Genomic DNA, 21,059 nt, shown 5'->3' with positions numbered 1-21,059 from the left:
GCCCCCGGAGGAGTTGGCCAATGGGCAAGACACTGAACTGTATTTCGCCGATCGACGGATCGATCTACGCCAGCCGCGAGACGCTGGATCTGGACGCCGCCCGCGCCGAGGTGGCTGCGGTGCGGACAGCACAGAAGGTCTGGGCGGCGCGTCCGCTGCAAGAACGCATTGACCTCGTGATGGCAGGTGTCGCCGCCATTGGCGAGATGAACGATGACATCGTTCCCGAGCTTGCCCATATGATGGGCCGCCCGGTGCGCTTTGGCGGCGAGTTTGGCGGGTTCAACGAACGCGCATCGCATATGGCGCAGATCGCGGCTGAGTCGCTGGCGGATATCGAGGTCGGCGAGGACGCGACGTTCAAACGCTACATCAAGCGCATTCCCCATGGCGTCGTCTTTGTGGTCGCGCCCTGGAACTACCCTTACATGACGGCGATCAATACGGTTGCTCCGGCGCTGATCGCGGGCAACACCGTGGTGCTGAAACATGCAACCCAGACCCTGCTGGTGGGCGAGCGGATGGCGCAGGCCTTCCACGCGGCAGGCATGCCCGAGGACGTGTTCAAGAATGTGTTCCTCGATCATGACACCACCTCGGCACTGATTGCCGAGAAGGCGTTTGATTTTGTGAACTTCACCGGCTCCGTCGGGGGTGGTCAGGCAATGGAGCGCGCCGCAGCGGGCACGTTCACCGGCGTGGGCACCGAACTGGGCGGCAAGGATCCCGGCTATGTCATGGAGGACGCCGATGTGGATGCGGCGGTCGACACGCTGATCGACGGAGCCATGTTCAACTCCGGCCAGTGCTGCTGCGGCATCGAACGCATCTACGTGCATGAAAGCCTTTACGACAGCTTCCTTGAAAAGGCGCTGGCGGTGGTCAACGGCTACAAGCTCGGCAACCCGCTTGAGGCGGAAACAACCATCGGCCCGATGGCCAATGTGCGCTTTGCCAAAGAGGTGCGTGACCAGATCGCCGAGGCGGTCGAACAGGGTGCCGTGGCCCATATCGCCACCATGGAGGCCGATGATGGCGGCGCCTATCTGACACCGCAGATCCTGACCAATGTCACCCATGAGATGCGGGTGATGCGCGATGAGAGCTTTGGCCCGGTCGTTGGCATCATGAAGGTCTCTTCCGACGAGGAAGCGATCAAGCTGATGAACGACAGCGAATTTGGTCTCACCGCCTCGATCTGGACCAAGGATCTGGAGCGCGCGCAGGCGGTGGGTGACCAGATCGAGACCGGCACCGTGTTCATGAACCGCGCCGACTACCTCGACCCCGCGCTGTGCTGGACCGGCTGCAAGAACACCGGGCGCGGCGGTGGCCTTTCGGTGATTGGCTATCACAACCTGACCCGCCCCAAATCCTACCACCTGAAAAAAGTCACGGACTAATCCCCTTCAACTTCTTGAAAATATCTCGGGGGAGCTTGCCGGAGGGCAAGCGGGGGCAGCGCCCCCACCCCGGCTCACCACAGGAACATGCTGATGTCTCTCATTGGAAACTGGTCGTATCCGACCGCAATCAAGTTCGGCGCAGGCCGGATCAAGGAACTGGCCGATGCCTGCGCGCAGGCCGGGATCAAGAAGCCACTGCTGGTCACCGACAAGGGGCTTGCGGATCTGCCCGTGACAAAATCCACCCTCGACATCATGGAGGCCGCCGGCCTTGGTCGCGGGATGTTCTCCGAGGTGGATCCCAACCCGAACGAGAAGAACCTCGATGCCGGTGTCGCGGCCTACAAGGCCGGCGGCCATGATGGTGTGATCGCCTTTGGCGGCGGCTCCGGTCTCGATCTGGGCAAGATGGTTGCCTTCATGGCGGGCCAGACTCGCCCGGTCTGGGATTTCGAGGACATCGGCGACTGGTGGACCCGCGCCGATGCCGACGCCATCGCGCCGATCATCGCGGTGCCAACCACTGCGGGCACCGGGTCTGAGGTGGGCCGCGCCTCTGTCATCACCGACAGCGTCACCCACCAGAAAAAGATCATCTTCCACCCCAAGGTCCTGCCCAGCGTGGTGATCTGCGATCCCGAGCTGACCGTGGGCATGCCGAAGTTCATCACCGCCGGCACCGGCCTTGATGCCTTTGCCCATTGTGTCGAGGCCTTCTCCTCGCCGCATTACCACCCGATGTCGCAGGGCATGGCGCTTGAAGGCATGCGCCTGGTCAAGGACTACCTGCCGCGCGCCTATGCAGACGGCACCGACATCGAGGCACGCGCGCATATGATGTCCGCGGCGGCCATGGGCGCGACCGCCTTCCAGAAAGGCCTCGGCGCGATCCACGCAATGAGCCACCCCATCGGTGCACATTTCAACACCCACCACGGCACCACCAATGCGGTTTGCATGCCCGCGGTGCTGGAGTTCAACGCCTCCGAGATTGCCGAACGTTTTGACATGGCGGCGGCCTATCTTGGCATTGCGGGCGGCTTTGACGGGTTCAAGGCCTTTGTGCAGGAGTTCAACGACAGCCTCGGCATCCCGCGCGGCCTTGCGGAGCTGGGCGTCACCGAGGACGCCATCCCCGAGCTGGTCAAGGGCGCGATCATTGACCCCAGCTGTGGCGGCAACCCGGTCACGCTGACCGAGGACAACCTGTCGCAATTGTTCAAAGCTGCACTCTGACTCAACAATCGGTCCCCGAACACCGATGCGACGGTCGCACTGCCTGTCAGTGCGGCCGTTTTTTTAAGGTGCGATCCGGGCGACGCTGCCGCGCTTGATCAGCTCCACCCCGATGGTCTCGGAGGGGCCGGTCAGGCTGCCCGCGTCAATCATGTCGAGCAACAACCGCGCCGCGATGGCCGCATGATACCCGTCGAGCCGCGTCTGCGACAGGCAGTTCCCCTGCGGCCCGGTGATGTGGCCAATCCGTCGATGCCCCATGCCGACCAGATACGCCACTCTAAGCGCCCCGCCCCCGGCATTGTCGCTCCGCACCGACGGCAGGTCTTCGTGCATCCATTCGCAGGCCAGGACGACAGGCAGGCGCGCGGGGCGTGTCAACGGCGCGGCAGAGAGGGTGCCATCCAGCAGGACAATGCCATCGGCCTGCCCCGACCGCAGGTAATGGGTCAGCCGACCCTCCGGATCCGGTTCCGCCCGGGTGTCCGCCACCAGAAGCCCGTAACCGGCCTGCCGAAACACCGCACTCATCCCGGCCAGGATCTGCGAGAAAAACGGATTGGCCAGGTTCGGCAACAGCGCGATCACGCTCCCGGTCCGCTGTCGGCGCAGGTTGGAAGCGGTGGCGTTGACCCGGTAGCCGGTTCGCTCCACCGCTGACAGCACCGCCTCTCGCGTCGCCTTGGCCACCACCGACGGTTTCGACAAGGTGCGGCTGACAGTGGCCGTGGACACCCCGGCCGCGACCGCGACATCCTGAATGGTGGCGCTCTTCCTGACCATGACCCGACCTTCCGAAGGGCGCCGGAATGCCCAAACGGCACCGGCCCGTAAACGATTGCGCCTTCAGATCCGCACACGCCGCATCTCTGCCGCCGGTTCGGGCCAACCCGCCCGAGGGCGCGGCCCCGCCCCGGATCAGCGGCGCTTGAGCGTATCCCCGTAGGAAATCGTCGGGGTCAGCGTGACGTGTTTTTCCACGTCGGCATCGGGCTGTTCCAGCTGCGCCGCAATGATCTGCGCCGCCTTCATGCCGATCTCCTGCCGGCAGGCATCCATAGTCGCCAGCTGCCGCGGCAGCCCCGCCAGCAGTTCCACCCCGTTAAAGCCCGCAAGACCGATCTGCCCCGGCACATCGATGCCCTGGTCCAGCAAGTGCAGTAGCCCGCCAGCGCCGATCATATCGTTGGAGTAATAGAGAAAATCCAGCTCGGGCGAGCGTTCCAGCATGGCCTGCGTCATCTCGCGCCCCTTCGCCAGGGCAGAGCCCCCGGAGTAGAATTCGCGATCCTCGATCTCGATCCCCTCCTTGGCGAGCGCCTCGGTAAAGCCCTCGAACCGTTTGCGCGCCCGGTGGTCGAGCGGCATTTTCGTGCCCATGAACCCGATATGGCTATAACCGGCCTTGAGGATCGCCTTGGCCATTTCACGGCCCGCGCGGCGATGGGAAATGCCCACCATCGCATCCACCGGCTTGCCGTCGGTGTCCATGATCTCCACCACCGGAATGCCCGCCGCCGCCAGCATGGCGCGCGCCGGATCGGTGTGTTCAAGCCCGGCGATGATCACCCCGGAGGGCCGCCAGGACAGCATTTCATAAAGAACTTTTTCTTCTTTTTCAGGCTGATAGTCGGTAACGCCCACCACGGGTTGCAGCTCGGTATCCTCCAGCACCCGGTTGATGCCCGTCAGCACCTCGGGAAACACCATATTGGACAACGACGGAATGATGACCGCCACCAGATTGACCCGTTTGGAGGCCAGCGCGCCGGCGATCTTGTTGGGCACGTAGCCCAGTTCCTTGGCCGCCTCCAGCACCTTTTGCCGGGTCTTTTCCGAGACATCACCCCGGTTTCGAAGAACACGGCTGACGGTCATTTCCGATACGCCGGTGGCATCTGAAACATCACGCAGCGTCAGTGGACGCTTGGAGTCGTTGGTCACGTGCTTGGCCTCTTTGCTTTGTTGCCTTGAGGTTAGCCAGTCCCGCCGGAGGACACAATGGCTCTTGGACGGCCCCACGTGGCGCTTGAGGTTGCAGAGTCGATTTGCTATCGCCCCTTTGGATGGCCCCGTGGCTCAACTGGATAGAGCAGCCCCCTCCTAAGGGGCAGGTTGCAGGTTCGAACCCTGCCGGGGTCGCCAACACCTTGCTGACTGCCAATGACCCATCTGCTTGCACATTCTGGCGGTTTTCATGCGCACACCCTGTGAAGGGCTTTTTGCGCTGACGCAGTGTGGGGCTCGGATTTTCTTTGGCAATTGCGCAGAGTTGGAGTGAAGCACGAAGCTGACTTTCGCGCTCTGCGCGGCGAATGCATCAAATGAGCCCATTTTGCCGAATGCTGCGGAGCGTTCAAGCGTCCCCTATGGTTCATCCTGCATGAGCAAAAATCACTAGATTTCGTTCCGGAGCGACTATGAGGTAGCCTACTCGACGTCTGGAAATGAACGCCCCTTCACCCTGTAAAATTTCATCAACTAGCTCCGTCTTGGATACGCTTAGCTTATCAAGAAAGCCGTAGCCCCTGAGGTACGCAGAGATTCCGGGGCATGCATGACCCGTATGTGATGCGGTCCACCAATCACTCATTTCTGAAGAGCAGTTCGCTGCATTCGCCCAAGCATAGACTTCCCCGGTCAACGGTGACGAAATCCATTCATCAGCCTGTACAGAGCGTCGTAATTCAACCGAAGTTTCCGCGTCTTGAAGCCAAACTGCTCCCTCGGCCGCCATCATTGAGGCGACCTCTTCAGTAAGGTGAAAAAAGGCCAAAACAGCGTCATGCCCTCCGGGGCCAAATCCGGCAACTAGTGTGGTTTTGTCCGCTAGATCGACATGGCCGTAAGCAGGTGGCAGGAAGCCCTTCAAATATCTGGCTTCGGCAGCTTTGAACGCAATAAAGCCGATAACGGGAAGAGCTAGAGCCACGCCTAAAACGATCTTGAACGCTTTTCGCATTACACAAACCCTGCTGTTGGCGCGAACCAATTGGAACTCTTTGCTAAGTTAACCGGTCATTCAGCCGTGAGCAACGAACGGCAGCTCCGTCCGCTGAGCCGCCCTTCACGACGGACATGATCAATATCTCCACACATCCGATCAGTGCGTGCTTATGCGTCATTGGCAATGCCCGTTTGACACAAGACCGCACGGGCGCTGGTGTCCGTGCACATCGTCTTGCGACATCTGGATAGGCGGCCGCGGCCGGTCGCGTTCGGCGCGTCTCTCTCGGTACATCCGACAAAATTGTACCTTTGTGTCATTATGATTGCCCCCGCGGCACGCATCGGCGACAACCGCCGGGGAGGCACGCGCGGATGAGCACATCTTTGGTCAATTCCAATGTCCTGGGCATTCTCGCCGCCATTGGCGCCGCGGTTGCCTTCTCCGTCATCGATGTCACCTTCAAGTTCCTCTCCGAAGGCTATCCGCTCTATCAGGTGGTGTTCATCCGCTCTGCGGTGGCGCTGGTGCTCCTGATGGCGATCATCGTGCCCATGGAAGGCGGCTACCGGATCCTGCGCACGCAAAACCTGCGCCTGCATCTGATGCGGGTGGCGGCCGTGGCCTTTGCCAACCTGTCGTTCTTTTCCGGCCTGGCGGTGCTGCCGCTGGCCGAGGCGGTCGCCATCGCCTTTGCCACGCCGCTGATCGTGACCCTGCTGTCGATCCTGTTCCTGAAGGAACGTGTCGGCCCCTGGCGCTGGGGCGCGGTGGTGGTGGGGTTCAGCGGCATCCTGGTGATCGTGAAACCCGGCGCCGATGCGTTTCAGCCCTATGCGCTGCTGCCGTTCTTCGGGTCCTGCGGCTATGCCACCCTGCATGTGCTGACCCGCCGGGCCGGCGGTTCGGACAAGGCGGCGACGCTGTCGTTCTACCCCAACATGGGCTTTCTGGTGATCAGCGCCCTGGCCGGTGTGATCTTTGGCCATGGCAGCTGGGCCACCGGTCACCCGATCACCGATGTGGTGCTCAAACCCTGGGCCTGGCCGCAGGGGTTTGAGTGGGGCATCTTTGCGATCGCCGGGGTCTCCGGCGCCATCGGCGGCTATCTGGTCGGGCAGGCGTATCGGCTCTGCGAGGCCGGATTGGTCGCCCCGTTTGAATATATCGCCATGCCGCTGGCTGTGGTTTGGGGGGTACTGGTGTTTGCCGAATGGCCCGATGCGTCGGTCTGGCTCGGCTCGGCCTTGATTATCGGCGCCGGGCTTGTTTCTCTCTGGCGTGAGACCCGCACCCCCGGCCCGCCGCCACGCCCGCGGCCCCGTTCCTCCGGCTAGAAAGGCCAATAGATCATGCCCGTAACCGCCGTCGTCTTTGATATTGGCCGTGTCCTTCTTGAGTGGGAGCCGGAGCGCTTCTTTGACCGCCTGATCGGAGAACCCCGCCGCACCGCCCTATTCAAGGAGGTCGACCTGCATGGCGCCAACCTTGATGTGGACCGCGGCCACCCGTTCCGCGACACCATCTACGGGCTGGCGGAGAAACACCCGGAGTGGGCCGAGGAGATCCGCCACTGGCATGACAGCTGGATCGAGATGGCCAGCCCCGAGATCCCCCATTCGGTGCGCCTGCTGCGGGCGCTCAAGGCCCGGGGCGTACCGGTCTATGCGCTGACGAATTTCGGCGCCGAGACCTTTGTAATCGCCCAGACCCATTACCCGTTCCTGCGCGAATTCGATCAGGCCTTTGTGTCGGCGCATCTGCGCTGCATCAAACCGGATGCGGAGATCTACGCGCATCTGGAACAGGGCACCGGACGCCGCCCGGAGGAGCTGTTGTTCACCGATGACCGGCCCGAAAACATCACCGCCGCCGCGGTGCGCGGATGGAAAACCCATCTGTTCGACCGCCCCGAGACCTGGGCCGCACGGCTGGTGGAAGAAGGACTTCTGACCGAAGAGGAGGCACAATGAGCCTGACGCAGATCAGCTTTGACGAGGGCGAGGCGTTGCTGGACTGGATCACCCTGACCGATGCGCTGGCCGCGGGGCACAGCCGCCCCAAGGCCGAGGTGGACGACACCTTCCTCTATCGGGGCAAGGATACGCTGCTGTCGCGCTCGGCCTGGATCGACGGGCTTGGGATCGCGGTCAAGACGGCGATGATCTTTCCCGACAACCCGACCCGCGACCTGCCGATGATCAACGGCGCGGTGACCCTGTTTGATGATGCCACCGGCCAGCCCGAGGCGCTGGTGGATTTCCACCTGGTGACCAAGTGGAAGACCGCCGGCGACAGCCTTCTGGGCGCGCGCCGTCTGGCCAATCCGGATGCGCAAGAGATCCTGATCGTCGGCGCCGGCACCGTGGCCGGCAGCCTGATCGAGGCCTTTTCCGCCGTGTGGACGCAGGCGCAAATCCGGATCTGGAACCGCACCACCGCCAAGGCCGAAGCGCTGGCAGCGGACTATCCCGGCGTCGCCGTCGCCACCGATCTGGAACAGGCCGTCGGCGCGGCGGACATCATCCTGACCTGCACCATGTCGACAGACCCGGTGATCCGCGGCGACTGGCTGCGCCCGGGCCAGCATCTCAACATGATCGGCGCCTATCGCCCGGACATGCGCGAGGCCGATGACGCCGCACTTACGCGCGCACAGATCTATTGCGACAGTTTCGATACCACCCTCGACCATATCGGCGAATTCAAGATCCCGCTGGCCTCGGGCGCGCTGCAGCGTGACGACGTGCTGGCCGATTTCTATGGTCTTGCGGAGTTTCCGACCTATGATCCTTCTGCAATCACGCTTTTCAAAAACGGCGGCGGCGCGCATCTGGACCTGATGACAAGCCGCCACATTCTGGACCTCTGGACCCGCTCTGCATGATCTGGCTGCTTGTTGTTGCCATTCTCATTGTCAGCTTCCTGTTCCTGCCCTCGGTGCAGGAAACCCTGCGCAAGCCGCTGACGGACTCGATGCGCCGCTTTGCGCCCGGCCGCTTTGCCGAGCTGAGCCAAGGGCAGACCCATTATCGCTGGATCGGTCCCGAACGCGGCCCGGTTGCGGTCTGCGTGCATGGGATCACCACCCCCTCCGAAGGGTTTGCCGGCCTGGCGCAACAGCTGGGCGACATGGGCTATCGGGTGCTGCTCTATGATCTTTACGGGCGCGGCTTGTCGGATCATGCCACCGGCCCGCAGGATCGCGCCTTCTTTCACCAGCAGTTGCAGGATCTGCTGGCCCATGAAGGCGTGGTCGAGGATTTCATCCTGATCGGCTACTCCGCCGGGGGCTGCATCGCCACCTCCTTTGCCGCCGAGAACCTGCCGCGGGTGCGGCAGCTGATCCTGATCGCCTCGGTCGGCCTGCATGCGCCGCGCACGCCGGTGGCCAGCTTCATGGAGCGCCGCCCCGGGTTGCAGGACCTGATTCTGCGCTGGACCTATCCGATGGCGGCCCGGCGCTATATCAAGAGCCACCTGAGCGACCCCCGCAGCCCGTCAACGGTGATCCGGGCGCAGAGCGCACAGACCCGCCGCCGTGGGTTCTTTCCCGCCAATCTGGCGGCGATGCGCGGCATCCTGCGCTGCGACTTTGCCCCGGAACACCGGCTGTTTCACCGCCAGGGGCTGCCGGTTCTGGCGATCTGGGGCGGCGACGACAGGATCATCCCCGGGCATGTGATCGGACGGCTGGCCGAGATCAACCGCTCTGCCAAACAGGCCGTCGTGGAGGGGGCCGGCCACGGCGTGGTCTACACCCACCCGGCCGAGGTCGCCGAAATCATCGCCGAGAACCAGCGCGGCGGTTTGGTCTGAGGGCGCACACCGCCGACGCTGCGGTCGTTCCCGTCCCTATCAGGCCGCCGCCTGCTGCAAGGGACGTTCACGCACCGGCAGATGCACGATGGCGCTGAAGGCCCCGACGCCGACGCCGATCCACCAGACCATCGTGTAGTCGCCGTAGATGTCATACATCCGCCCACCCAGCCAGACGCCGAGGAAACCGCCGATCTGGTGGCTCAGGAACACGATGCCATAGAGCGTGCCCATGTACCGCAGCCCGTAGATATGGGCGACCAGACCGGAGGTCAGCGGCACGGTCGCCAGCCATAGCGCACCCATCGCCACCGAGAACAGGATCACCGACAGGGGCGTGATCGGCAGCAGGATAAAGGCCCCCGCCACGATGGTGCGCGCGGTATAGATCCCCGCCAGCAGGTATTTCTTCGAATAATGCTTGCCCGCCCAGCCCGCCAGCAGCGTGCCGCCCACATTGGCCAGACCGATGAGCGAGATCGACACCGCCCCCAGCGCCGAGGTGGTGGTGATCCCCAGCCCATGCAGCATGCCGCCGGGCATGATCGGGCCGCACATCTCGGTGACAAAGGCCGGGAAATGCGCGGTGACAAAGGCCAGCTGATAACCGCAAGAGAAAAAGCCGAGGAAAATCAGCGTGTAAGACGGATCGCGAAAGGCTTTCTTGAGGATCGCGCCCATGCTCTCTTCCAGTTCTGCCTTGCCGGCGGAGACCGGCGCGCGCATCAGCGGCAGCGACAGGATCAGCGCCAGCACCACGCCGGCAAAGACCAGGAACACCGACTGCCAGGACATCAGCCCCAGCATGTATTCCGCCGTCGGCGCGCCAAAGATCTGCCCCGCCGAGCCCGCCGCGGTGACAATCGCCAGCGACATGGAACGGTTCTCGTCCGAGCTGGCACGCCCGACGACCGCCAGCACCACGCCAAAGCCCGTGCCCGCAACGCCAAAGCCCACCAGCCATTCATAGGCCTGCATTTCAAACGGCGTGGTGGCGCCCGCGCTCAGCACAAGACCGGCGGCATAGACCACCGCCCCGATGATGATCGCCTTGCGGTCGCCGATCTTCTCGGCGATGGCGCCAAAGATCGGCTGACCGATGCCCCAGGCCAGGTTCTGGATCGCGATCGCGAGGGAAAATTCGCTCCGAAGCCAGCCAAAATCCTCGGCGATCGGGATCTGGAACACCCCAAACGAGGCGCGCACCGCAAAGCTCACCATGATGATCAGGCAGCCCACCAGCAGGACGGGGGTGAACAAGGGGGCTGGACGGTCCATGGGCGCGCTCTCCGGCTGTGTCATTGCGCCGCAAGTGTTCCCATTCGCACGCGGGCGTCAATTCAGGAGTTTTGTGTGCATACATAAATAAAATTGAACCATCGGGTTCAGCCAGCGGGCGGCTGCGGCTTTCCTTTGCAAAATCATCCGGCTATGGCTGGGGGCATGACTCATATGACCGACCTCTATCAGGCCCGTGTAGACAGTGGGCAGATCCAGCCCGACCCCGCACAAGAGGCGGTCCTGCCGGAGTTTGACCGCATCGCCGAGGGCCTGCGCGCCGAGCCGGTCAAGCGCGGCCTGTTCCGCAAGGCGGTACGCCCGGAGGTCAGGGGGCTCTATCTCTGGGGCGGCGTCGGGCGCGGCAAGTCGATGCTGATGGATCTCTTTGTCGAGAGCCTGGATGACATCCCCAGCCGCCGGGTGCATTTCCACGCCTTCATGCAGGAGATCCACGCCAGGATGCACCGCGCCCGCGAGGCCGGCACCGAGGATGCGCTGGCACCGGTGGTGGCGGATGTGGTGGCCTCGGTGCGCTTGTTGGCGTTTGACGAGATGCAGATCACCGACATCACCGATGCGATGATCGTCGGCCGGCTGTTCGAGGCGCTGTTCGAGGCCGGTGTGGTGGTGGTGACCACATCGAACCGGGTTCCGGATGACCTTTATAAGGACGGGCTGAACCGGCAGCTGTTCCTGCCCTTCATCGACCTCATCAAAGAGAAGATGCAGGTGCATGAGATGGTGAGCCCGAAGGACTACCGCCAGGATCGTCTGACCGGCTCTCGGGTCTATTTCACGCCGCTGAACGCCGACACCCGCGCCGAGATGGAAGAGATCTGGCGCGATCTGACGGGCGGGGCGGCGGAGCCACTGGTGCTGACGGTAAAGGGCCGCGAGGTCACCCTGCCCGCCTATCGCAACGGGGTGGCGCGGGCGACGTTCTATGACCTCTGCGGCACCATGCTGGGCCCGGGCGACTACCTCGCGGTGGCCGATGCGGTCAAGGTTCTGGTGCTGGAGAACATCCCCAGCCTCGGGCGCAACAATTTCAACGAAGCCAAACGGTTCGTGACCCTGATCGACGCCCTCTACGAGGCCCGCGTGCGATTGATCTGCTCGGCGGCGGCAGAGCCGGAGTACCTCTATATGGAGGGCGATGGCGCCTTTGAATTCGAACGCACCGCCTCGCGCCTGCGGGAGATGCAGGACAAGGACTGGGGGCGCGCGGCCTGACACCGGGGAGGGGGCGCTGCCCCCGGCCCATAGGGCCTCCCCCGAGATATTTATGAAAAGATGAAGGCGCGGTGCGCTTTAGCCGTTTTCGCGCAGGATGTTGCCCGCGAGGTAGAGCGAGCCGCAGATCAGCACCCGGCAATCGGGATCGCGGGCCAGGATCGCGTTCAGTGCCGCTGCAACGCTCTCGGCCTCCTGCGCTGCAAGCCCGACGGAGGCCGCCGCCGCCGCGGTGTCTGCCGCGCCGAGCGTTGCCGCTTCGCCGGGGATCGACACTGCGGTCAGACTGTCGGCCCGGGCTGCAAGGGGGCGCATATAGCCGGTCACATCCTTGGTGTTGAGCATGCCGCAGATCAGATGCGTCGGGCGTTTGGGCAGATTGGCCAGCACATCGGCGAGCGCAATGCCTGCGGCGGCGTTGTGACCACCATCGAGCCACAGTTCGGCCGCGCCGGCGGCCTCGACCAGCGGGCCGGTTTTGAGGCGCTGCATGCGGGCGGGCCATTCGGCGCCGGTCATCGCCGCCTCGCAGGCGGCCTCATCCGCGCCGAGGTGACGCAGCACCGCAAGGGCGGCCCCGGCGTTCTGGATCTGATGCGCGCCCATCAGGTTGGGCAGCGGCAGGTCCAGCAGGCCGCACTCGTCCTGATAGACCAGACGGCCGCGTTCCTCGTGGACGTGCCAGTGCTGGCCATAGGCGATCACCGGCGCGCCAAGGCGCATCGCGGTGTCCTCGATGACCTCCATCGCCTCGTCAGGTTGCGGGCCGACCACCACCGGCACGCCGCGTTTGATGATGCCGGCCTTCTCGCCTGCGATCTTGGCCAGCGTGTTGCCGAGGAATTGTTCATGGTCGATGGAAATCGGCGTAATCACCGAAACCTCGGGCGTGATCACATTGGTGGCATCCAGCCGCCCGCCAAGGCCAACCTCCAGCAGGGTGTAATCCGCCGGGCTGCGCGAAAACGCCAGCAGCCCCGCCACGGTGGTGATCTCGAAATAGGTGATGCTCTCGTTGCCATTGGCGCTGTAGCACTCGTCGAGCACCTGCGTCAGGTGATCCTCGGAGATCAGATCCCCCGCCAGACGGATGCGTTCGTGAAAGCGGGCCAGATGCGGCGAGGTATAGGCGTGGACCGATTTGCCCCAGCCCTCAAGCCCGGCGCGGATCATCGCCTGGGTGGAGCCCTTGCCATTGGTGCCCGCGATATGGATCACCGGCGGCAGTCTGTCCTGCGGGTTGTCCAGCGCCGCCAAGAGACGCCAGACCCGATCCAGCGTCAGGTCGATGATCTTGGGATGCAGCGCCATCATACGGGCGAGAATGGCGTCGGAGGTCTGTTCGGTCATCGGACGTGATCCAGTCTGATCACGGAGCCAGGCGGTGCCACATTCGATGAGGGCAGCGCCCGTCCCGTCGGGGTGGAAGCGAAGCGCCCGCCTCGATCAGGGCGGGCGCTGCCCGACCTTTGGTCAGGCAAAACTCACAATGCAGGGACTCAGGCGTTTTTGTCTTCGCCCGATGCGTCCTCCTCGGGCGCTTTTTCGTCTTTTTCGCCCCCTTCGACCTGCGGCTCAGGCTCCGGGGCGGGCAGATCTCCGTGCACCTGCGGCGGCATGTCCATCAACATGCGGATGATGGTGATCAGCTCCTCGCGCATCTCGGTGCGCGGGGTCACCCGGTCCAGCATGCCGTGATCCAGCAGGTATTCGGCGCGTTGGAAGCCCTCGGGCAGTTTTTCGCGGATGGTCTGCTCGATCACCCGCGGCCCGGCAAAACAAATGAGCGCGTTGGGTTCGGAGATATGCACATCGCCCAGCATCGCATAGGACGCGGTCACACCGCCGGTGGTCGGATGGGTGAGCACCACGATATAGGGCAGGCCCGCCTCTTTGAGCATCTCGATCGCAACGGTGGTGCGCGGCATCTGCATCAGCGACAGGATGCCCTCCTGCATGCGCGCGCCACCTGCGGCGGAGAACAGCACCAGCGGGCGGCCCAGTTTCACGGCCTCTTCGGCGGCGGCGATGATGGCGTTGCCGACATACATGCCCATGGAGCCGCCCATGAAGGAGAAATCCTGCGCGGTGGCGACGATCGGCGTGCGCCCGATTTCACCGGTGGCGACCAGCATCGCCTCTTTTTCGCCGGTGTTTTTCTGCGCCGCGCGCATCCGGTCGGGATAACGTTTCTGGTCGCGGAACTTCAGCGGATCGGCAACCGGCTCCGGGACCTTCACCTCGGCAAAGATGCCACCGTCGAACAGCGCCTCGAACCGCGCCCGCGGGGTGATATGCATGTGGTGGCCGCAGTTGGTGCAGACGTTCTGATTGTCGGTCAACTCGCGGTGAAACAGCATGGTGCCGCATTCGTCGCATTTCTTCCACAGGTTCTCGGGGACTTCCCGGCGCGAGAAGATCGAGTTGATCCTGGGGCGGACGTAGTTGGTGATCCAGTTCATCTATTGGCCTCTGCCTGATTGGCGGTTGGAACCCCAGATAAGGCGAGTTTGCGTCAATTGCAATCAGGCCCTGATCGCAACCCGCGCCGCAAGCCACGTGACAAGGAGCACCATCAGGTCCACCAGCAGCCAGGGGCGCAGCGCCGCCACATCATCCATTGCAAAGGGGTGCAGATAGAGCGCCAGCCCGTTGAGGCTGGAAGGCGAGGCCACCACCAGCAGGGACCAGACGTTGTTGATGAAATGCACCGCGATCGCCGGGCCGAGGCTGCCGGCCCGCGCGGTCAGATCCGCCATCAGCATGCCATAGAGGGTGGCGCTGGCCACGATGAGCCAGGCATTGTCCCCGGCCTCCTGCGGCATGTAGTGGCCCATGCCAAACAGGAGCGAGGGCAGGAGCAGCCAGACCAGCGGGCTCTGGAACCGGGCGGCGAGCCCCTGCTGAAGATAGCCGCGAAACAGGATTTCCTCGGCGCTGACCTGGATCAGCACCAGCACCAGCGACAGCGGCAACAACAGCAGCCAGCGCCCAAACGGCAGCTGCGCCACCACCGGTTCGCCCATGTCGTAGGGCGGCAGCACCACCACGACGCAGACCAGCACCAGCAGGATACGCACCACCTGCCACCATTGCCAAAGCACCCGGTCCCGCGGCCCCACCAGAGAGCCAAGACTGCGCCCGTGCAGCATCTGCAACACCAGCCCCACGGCAATGATGGCATAGAGGAAATTGCCCAGCAGCACCGCCATCCCGGCGGCATCATTGCCACCAAACAGATCCGCGTCGCCGGTCAGCGCCAGCACCGCCGGCAGCACCAGCAGGTCCGACAGCAACCCCAGCGCAAACCAGGTCACGATCACCAGCACCACCCCGACCGCCAGACGCCAGAGCTCCGGCATCTTGCGGGCGTCCTGCAGCAGGATCTCGTGGGGGTGATAGCGCATTGCGGGCGGTCCTTTGACGTTTTGCCCCTTGTAAGCGAGCCGGGCGCGCCTGGCCAGCACCCGGCGCCCAGCCCCCCTGGCGCCCGAGTGGGATCAGCCCTCGCTCTGCGCGCTGTCGTCGGGTTGCGGCCCCGTCCGCGCCGCCTGCAAGGCGACGGCGGCGCTCGACAGATGTCCGGAAACCGTTTTCAGCAATTGCACCGCCACCGAGACATCGCTTTCGATCACGGTGCAATATTCCTCGGCCCCGATGCGCAGGAACACGCAGTCCTCGACCGCCAGCAGGTCGAGCTGGCGCGGCTCGCCGGTGATCACCGCCAGATCCCCGATCAGCCGCCCGGGACCGATCTCGTCCAGCTGGCTGCCGTCTTCGGGGAATTGCAGCGCCGCCCGGCCGGACAGGCACAGGTAGACCGCATCGCCCTCGGCGCCGGCGCGGAACACCGCAGTGCCCGTCGGCACCTGCACCCAGGCGGCGGAAAACGCCAGCAGGCGCTGATTGCGGGGATCCAGCCGCGCAAACAGATCGACATCGCCGATCACCGCCAGCTTGCGATCAAAATCGCCGCCCTGTTCTGCCGTCTCGGGCCAGGGCGCCGCCACGCCCTCCTGCCCGTCCAGCCGCCCGTCCGTCAGCTCCAGATACATGTCATAGCGCGAGGGGTTCTCGAAATGGTCTTCGAGGTGGATCATCGTGGTCTTGGGCAGGAGCGCCTGCAACCGGGTGCGGGTCTTCAGCCGGTTGTCGGCGTCATGGCTGGCCAGCACGTGATCGAGGATCAGGATATCGGGCCGCTTGATCGCCGCCCGGGTAAAGGCGGCGCGTTCGCGGAACACCGGCTCCAGCAAGGCGCCGCCCAGCCCGGTCGGCAGGTCGTAGATCATCAGCGCCAGCCGCGCCTTCAGATCGTGGTCGGCCATCACGTCGGCCACCACATCCTCCACCGCCTGCGCGCGGGCACCCGCGTGGATCGACACCCGGCCAAACAGCGCGTTTTCCAGCACCGTCAGCTTGCGGGCGTATTCTTCGGAGCGCAGGCGGCGATAGACCCCGGCGCAGTCCGACAGCAGCAGATCGCCGCGCCGCGCCCGGATTTCGAGGATGCGGTCCTTGTAGGCGCGCGGCAGACCGGCGCCGATCTGCTCTTCGGTCAGCAGGAAGGGCAGCGTGCACAACAGCGCATGGTCCTCGCGCCCCAGCGTGCCGCCGCCGGTGTGGTGGTCGGCCGCGCGACTGATGCGGGCATAGAGATCCTCGTCCAGCCCCAGCCGCCGGAACAGCGGGTGCGAGGTGTCGCCCTTGCCAAAGGTCCGTTGCAGCGTGTCGATCAGCGCCAGGCTGATGTCGCGGGTCTCCGCCTCCAGCCCCTCGGCCCGCAGTACCCGCTGAAACGGGCCGTCGGGATCGGTGAACAGCTCTGTCGGCACCGGCTGCACCGGAAAGGCGAACATCATGTTCTCGGCCAGCGGCAGGGTGGAATTGTAGCGCTCCGGCAGGAAGCGATAGACCACATCCCCCAGCCCCTGCGCCGCCAGCCGGGCGGCGATGCGGGGCCGCAGCGCGGTGATCTGCGCCTCCAGCGCGCGGTGATGATCCATCAGCCGGGCGTGCAGGGTGCGGTGAAACAGCTGGCCGTCGATGCCCATCGCCTCCACCAGCTGGAACCACCAGTCGCGCAACCCGTCCTCGGAGCCGAGCCCGGCCAGATCCGGGTTCACCCAATCCGCATGCAGCGGATCGGCGCTGTTGCCCGCCCGCACCGCCTCGGCGCGGCTCAGCAGTTGCAGCTCCGGCGCGGTGGCGCGGGGCCGGTTGCGCAGCGGCATCAGCACATTGTCCCCCAGCGAGCCGTCAAACAGATAAGGCCCGCTGAAGGCATAGCCGATGCGGCTGGCGATCACCCCCTGGTGCAATTCCGCGAGGGGGCGTCCGGCCACGATGACCTCGCCCCGCGCCGGCAGCACCTCGCGGGTCAGAAGCTGCGCCAGCGCCTGACGTTCCGCCGCCGAGGTGCTCCGGATCGCCACCTGCGCGCCCGCCGGGATGGTCAGCGAGAGCCCGTCCAGGATCGGCTTGCCCTCGCCATCGCGGACGGTGACATCGCGCAGTTCGATCGCGCCGCGCAGATGCGGCAGGCTCCGGGGTTCGCCCTCGAACAGCGCCGCGTCGAGCATCCCGGGCGGGGCGAATTTCTCGCGCATGACCTGCCAGCGCAGCGACATGTCCTGCACCTGGTTGTAATAGGTCAGCAGCTCTTTCCACGGGGCCGACAGATCCTTGTAGGCCGCCAGCGCCGCCACCAGCGCACCCACGGTGATCTCGCCCCGGATCGCCAGCAGGCCGCCCACCGAATAAAAGAAGAACGGCGTCAGATGACCGATCAGGTTGTTGAGGAACTTCATAAAGAACTTCTTCATGAAGATGCGGCGGCGGATCTCGAACAGGCGGCCCAGCCGGTTGGACACCTGCGCCAGCCGGTAGCGCCAGCCGCCATTGCTGCGCAGGTCGGACAGCCCGGCGGCGGTTTCGCCGATCTCGGCAGAGAGCGCGCGCAGCTCGACGATCCGGTCCTTGTTGAGCAGGTTGATCTGGCGTTGCAGCATCGGGATCAGCCAGGCCTGCAACGGGATCAGCGCCACCGACGCCAGCCCGAACCAGACGCTCTGCACAAACAGGAACGCCACGATGGTCAGCATCTGCCCGGCCTGGAACACCGGCTGCGCCACCGCATCCCCCATCAGCCCGCCCATCGGTTCTGATTCGGAGGTGATGAGCGACACCATCTCCCCCTGCGAGGTGGTGCGGAAATGGCCCGAGGGGAACCGCATCATCCGCGCGATCATCTGATAGCGCAGGCGCCGCAGCAGCCGCTCCGACAGGATCCCCTTGAGCGTATTGAGCCGCATCTTCATCAGGCCGCTGGCCAGCACCGCCGCCAGGAAGGTGAAGCACAGCACCAGCAGATAGGACTCGGAACTCAGCCGCCACCCCCAGAGCATGATCCAGTCGCTCGGCGCACCGATGGCATCGTTGACGATCCGCTTGGGCAGCTCCAACGTCGCGTAGAGAAACGGAAAACTCAGCAGCGTCAGGACCAGCAGACCGAGTTGCTGGCGCTTGGAATAGCGCCAGATAAAGGCAAACAGGCTTGGCTCCACAGCCTATGTCCTTTCTGTCGGTCCGGGCCGCCCTGGTGACCGGAGCCCCCGGGCGGCAAGAGCGGCGCGGCGGTTCGCGCGTATGGGGGCGTCTGGTGCACAGGGCGCCGTCAAGGCGCGTGAGGTAAGCGTGATACCGCCACAATTCAAGCCTCGCCCGGTCACGCCTCCTTTATCCTTGTTCCGCCACGGTGCTGGGTTTAGAACTTTTGGGCAGTATTCAGCCGTGTATATATCCTTTGATCAGGGATCTGATCCATCGATTTGTCGGGCTGAAGCAGGCTTGCACGCAGGCCATCACACACAGGTGGAACCACAGGCGAAAGCCTGCGCGACACCACGGGCGACACATAGGCGACACAGGCGCAGATCACGAAGGGCAGACCGTGAGGCAGACAATCGCACAGACCCTGGCGGCAGCCGGCCGCATCCGGCGCGGGATCGCCCGCAGCAGATGGGGCGGTCTCGGCGCGCTCTGCCTTGTGCTGGTCGCACCGTTGCTGCTGGCGGGCTGCATGCAGGGCAACCGGCTCGCCTTTGCACCGCCGGGAGAGGACATCTCCCGCCCCGGCAGCGGCCGTGGCCGCGCGCTCACCGCGGTGTTCGGCGACGGGCAGCTGATCCTCGCCGCGCCCAGCGGGTTCTGTTTCGACGCGCAGATGGAGAAGCACACCGCCACCGGCGGCTTTGCGCTGCTGGCCGATTGCGCGCGCATGAGCACCTTTGGCCGCTTTCGCGGCGCCGAGGGCGCAATGCTGACCGCCACCGTCGGCGCCGTGGCCGCCAACACCCCCGCCCCCTCGGCCGAGGCCCTGCGCGCCGCCTTCACCACCAGCCGCCGCACCGCCCGGGTGTTGGAGACCCGCAGCGACCGCGATCTGCCGCTGGTGAAACTGCATATGGACGGCCATTCCGCAGAGGGTGCGAGCGGCACCCATTGGCGCGGTGCCTTTGTGGTGCACGGGCATCTGGTGTCGGTCGCGCTCTATGCGCCGGATGGCAGCACCTACCTCGGAGAGAAAGGCGCCCGGCTGATCCGCGAATTCGTGCGCGCCTCGCGCAATGCCACCCGTCTGGCGGAGACCACCACCCCGGCGGCCCCGGGCGAGTCGGCGCCGGAGCAGACCGCACGGCCGCTGTCGCGACCGGGGGACACCGCGCCCGTCGCGACCGCCTCCGCAGCTGCGGATCCGCAGCGCTCGGACGGCTGAACAGCCGTCACGGCACGCCTCAGAAACACCTTTGTCTCCGGTTGCTAGTCCGTTAATATGGCGGACAAATCCGGGCGAACATCCCGGGCAGACACGCGAGAACGCGAGCCGTGGGGGCAGGATGGGCAGACTTCTGGAGCAGCTGTTGAATGCAGGCGCGCTGCGGCGCTGGCGCAGTGCGGTGCGACAGGCCCCGGGCGCGCCATTGCCGCTCCTGCGCCAGCAGCGCAACGCCGCCCGGCAGCTGCGCGCCCAGCTCGACCAGCTGATCCACATCGCCGACGGGCGCCTGGCGCTGCCGCGTGTCGGCTCCACCGCCTTTGCCCGCCCGCATGGGACCGACTGGTCCTGGCGCCCCGAACTCTGGCGCGGCCCCTTGCCGGTGGTGGGGGTGTCCTCGGTGCCCAGCAAGACCCGCCTCGGCCACGAGATCCAGATGTTTCATGACTGTGCCATCTCGGAACTGACCCTGCGCCAGCTGCGCAACACGCGGGAGGAGGACCTGGCGCCCTTTGGCCTGCGGATGGATGTGTTCCAGTTCGACGGGTCGTTTCTGTCCCTGGTGATCGACCTGCCGGCCGAGGCGACCCGCGGGCTGACGCGACAGCATCTGGTGCGCATGGATTGTATCGTCGAAAGCGAAAAGCCGATCGAGATCTTCGCCCGCCTCAACATCAAGCACGGCCCCAATACCGAGCAACTGGTCCGCGAACTGCCCCCGGGCGAGAAAAACATGACGGTGGAATACGACCTGGCCTATTCACGGCTGAACGAAAAACGGATCGAGAAGGCCTGGCTCGACCTGATCTTCGAAGCCCCCGACCTGAACCAGGTGGTGCTGCGGGATGTGACCTTCGCCCGTTTCCGCCGCGCCAACCTCTGAGGTCTGCCCCGGCCCTGTTAGCCACCTGCCCCCGTTTGCCACCTGCCCTTTTCCAATTCCAGGAGATCTCCATGAGCGCCCTCACCCTCCGCAAGATCCGTTTCCGCTCCGGCGTCTGGGAAGGCCAGGTCGAGAACGCGCCGCACGGCGGGCCCCGGCCGCAGATCGCCGTGCGCTATCTCGACCGCGAGGTTGCCGATGTGGCGCTGGCCGAGGCGGAGACGCCGGGATGCTGGACCCTGTCCATTCCGATCCCGACCGAAGCCGTGGGCGATGGTGTGCAGAGCTTTGTCATCTATGAGGCCGGATCGGATGAGAAACTCGGCGATTTCACCCTGATCGCGGGCGAGCCGCTGGTGGATGACCTGCGGGCCGAAGTGGAGCTGCTGCGCGCGGAGCTGGACATGCTGAAACGCGCCTTCCGCCGCCATTGTCTGGAAACCACCTGACGGACCTGAGGCCATTCAACGCGCGCGG

General features: G+C 64.8%; 18 protein-coding genes and 1 tRNA gene. 11 read left to right on the top strand and 8 right to left on the bottom strand.

Features of this window, described 5'->3' with window-relative positions; all coding sequences use genetic code 11:
• Positions 1-20 precede the first annotated feature (20 nt).
• A complete protein-coding gene (locus ACXAF5_RS21095) occupies positions 21-1,403 on the top strand; it encodes an aldehyde dehydrogenase family protein (protein ID WP_474948122.1) in 1,383 nt (460 codons plus the stop codon).
• Positions 1,404-1,496: 93 nt separating this feature from the next.
• Positions 1,497-2,642, top strand: a complete 1,146-nt coding sequence (locus ACXAF5_RS21090) for an iron-containing alcohol dehydrogenase (RefSeq protein WP_474948121.1) — start codon at positions 1,497-1,499, stop codon at positions 2,640-2,642.
• A 63-nt stretch (positions 2,643-2,705) separates the two neighbouring features.
• Here ACXAF5_RS21090 and ACXAF5_RS21085 read toward each other — a convergent pair whose 3' ends face one another.
• Together ACXAF5_RS21085 and ACXAF5_RS21080 are read right to left on the bottom strand one after the other, a co-directional pair.
• Entirely contained in the window at positions 2,706-3,425 is a 720-nt protein-coding gene (locus tag ACXAF5_RS21085; protein WP_474948120.1) for a LacI family DNA-binding transcriptional regulator, read from the bottom strand.
• 135 nt (positions 3,426-3,560) lie between these two features.
• Positions 3,561-4,586 carry a LacI family DNA-binding transcriptional regulator gene (locus ACXAF5_RS21080; protein WP_370645780.1) on the bottom strand — a complete coding sequence of 342 codons (1,026 nt, stop codon included), beginning with the start codon at positions 4,584-4,586 and terminating at the stop codon, positions 3,561-3,563.
• 124 nt (positions 4,587-4,710) lie between these two features.
• Between ACXAF5_RS21080 and ACXAF5_RS21075 the strand changes: the two genes are divergently transcribed.
• Positions 4,711-4,787: transfer RNA gene (locus tag ACXAF5_RS21075), tRNA-Arg, on the top strand.
• Positions 4,788-5,016: 229 nt separating this feature from the next.
• Here ACXAF5_RS21075 and ACXAF5_RS21070 read toward each other — a convergent pair.
• Positions 5,017-5,604, bottom strand: coding sequence for a hypothetical protein (locus ACXAF5_RS21070; RefSeq protein WP_474948119.1), 588 nt, complete (start codon positions 5,602-5,604; stop codon positions 5,017-5,019).
• Positions 5,605-5,963: 359 nt separating this feature from the next.
• On the opposite strand from ACXAF5_RS21070, the gene ACXAF5_RS21065 reads away from it, so the two are divergent.
• From ACXAF5_RS21065 to ACXAF5_RS21050, 4 genes are read left to right on the top strand one after another with little or no spacing between them, the layout of a single operon-like run.
• Positions 5,964-6,926, top strand: coding sequence for a DMT family transporter (locus ACXAF5_RS21065; protein WP_474948118.1), 963 nt, complete (start codon positions 5,964-5,966; stop codon positions 6,924-6,926).
• A 15-nt stretch (positions 6,927-6,941) separates the two neighbouring features.
• Positions 6,942-7,562 (top strand): HAD family hydrolase, encoded by a 621-nt coding sequence (locus ACXAF5_RS21060; RefSeq protein ID WP_239325090.1) that lies wholly within the window; start codon positions 6,942-6,944, stop codon positions 7,560-7,562.
• Positions 7,559-8,476, top strand: coding sequence for an ornithine cyclodeaminase family protein (locus ACXAF5_RS21055; RefSeq protein WP_474948117.1), 918 nt, complete (start codon positions 7,559-7,561; stop codon positions 8,474-8,476). Before ACXAF5_RS21060 ends, ACXAF5_RS21055 begins: the two co-directional genes overlap by 4 nt.
• Entirely contained in the window at positions 8,473-9,408 is a 936-nt protein-coding gene (locus tag ACXAF5_RS21050) for an alpha/beta fold hydrolase (protein WP_474948116.1), read from the top strand. The genes ACXAF5_RS21055 and ACXAF5_RS21050 overlap by 4 nt, the downstream gene beginning before the upstream one ends.
• Before the next feature lie 39 nt (positions 9,409-9,447).
• Here the strand turns inward: ACXAF5_RS21050 and ACXAF5_RS21045 are convergent, their stop codons facing one another.
• Entirely contained in the window at positions 9,448-10,686 is a 1,239-nt protein-coding gene (locus ACXAF5_RS21045) for an MFS transporter (protein WP_474948115.1), read from the bottom strand.
• 165 nt (positions 10,687-10,851) lie between these two features.
• On the opposite strand from ACXAF5_RS21045, the gene zapE reads away from it, so the two are divergent.
• Positions 10,852-11,922 carry a cell division protein ZapE gene (gene zapE / locus ACXAF5_RS21040; RefSeq protein ID WP_474948114.1) on the top strand — a complete coding sequence of 357 codons (1,071 nt, stop codon included), beginning with the start codon at positions 10,852-10,854 and terminating at the stop codon, positions 11,920-11,922.
• Between the two features lie 78 nt (positions 11,923-12,000).
• Here zapE and ACXAF5_RS21035 read toward each other — a convergent pair whose 3' ends face one another.
• The 4 genes from ACXAF5_RS21035 to ACXAF5_RS21020 form a co-directional block, all read right to left on the bottom strand.
• Positions 12,001-13,272 (bottom strand): bifunctional folylpolyglutamate synthase/dihydrofolate synthase, encoded by a 1,272-nt coding sequence (locus ACXAF5_RS21035; RefSeq protein ID WP_474948113.1) that lies wholly within the window; start codon positions 13,270-13,272, stop codon positions 12,001-12,003.
• A 149-nt stretch (positions 13,273-13,421) separates the two neighbouring features.
• Positions 13,422-14,384, bottom strand: coding sequence for an acetyl-CoA carboxylase, carboxyltransferase subunit beta (gene accD / locus ACXAF5_RS21030; RefSeq protein ID WP_474948112.1), 963 nt, complete (start codon positions 14,382-14,384; stop codon positions 13,422-13,424).
• A gap of 63 nt (positions 14,385-14,447) precedes the next feature.
• Positions 14,448-15,329, bottom strand: coding sequence for a lysostaphin resistance A-like protein (locus tag ACXAF5_RS21025; protein WP_474948111.1), 882 nt, complete (start codon positions 15,327-15,329; stop codon positions 14,448-14,450).
• Between the two features lie 93 nt (positions 15,330-15,422).
• On the bottom strand, positions 15,423-18,488 hold the full coding sequence (locus ACXAF5_RS21020; RefSeq protein WP_474948110.1) for an ABC transporter transmembrane domain-containing protein: 3,066 nt from the start codon (positions 18,486-18,488) through the stop codon (positions 15,423-15,425).
• 386 nt (positions 18,489-18,874) lie between these two features.
• Between ACXAF5_RS21020 and ACXAF5_RS21015 the strand changes: the two genes are divergently transcribed.
• The 3 genes from ACXAF5_RS21015 to ACXAF5_RS21005 all read left to right on the top strand — a co-directional run bounded on the left by ACXAF5_RS21015 (position 18,875) and on the right by ACXAF5_RS21005 (position 21,031).
• A complete protein-coding gene (locus ACXAF5_RS21015; protein WP_474948109.1) occupies positions 18,875-19,699 on the top strand; it encodes a hypothetical protein in 825 nt (274 codons plus the stop codon).
• Between the two features lie 121 nt (positions 19,700-19,820).
• The gene (locus tag ACXAF5_RS21010; RefSeq protein ID WP_239325074.1) at positions 19,821-20,582 is read left to right on the top strand and encodes a DUF6478 family protein; all 762 of its coding nucleotides are present in this window, start codon (positions 19,821-19,823) and stop codon (positions 20,580-20,582) included.
• A 71-nt stretch (positions 20,583-20,653) separates the two neighbouring features.
• Entirely contained in the window at positions 20,654-21,031 is a 378-nt protein-coding gene (locus tag ACXAF5_RS21005; protein WP_474948108.1) for a hypothetical protein, read from the top strand.
• The last annotated feature ends 28 nt before the right edge of the window (positions 21,032-21,059 follow it).

The sequence above is a fragment of the Epibacterium sp. ABV4_022 genome, from assembly GCF_056159345.1.
Note: the sequence above shows the minus strand (reverse complement) of the source record. Positions and strands in the feature narration are given on the sequence as shown.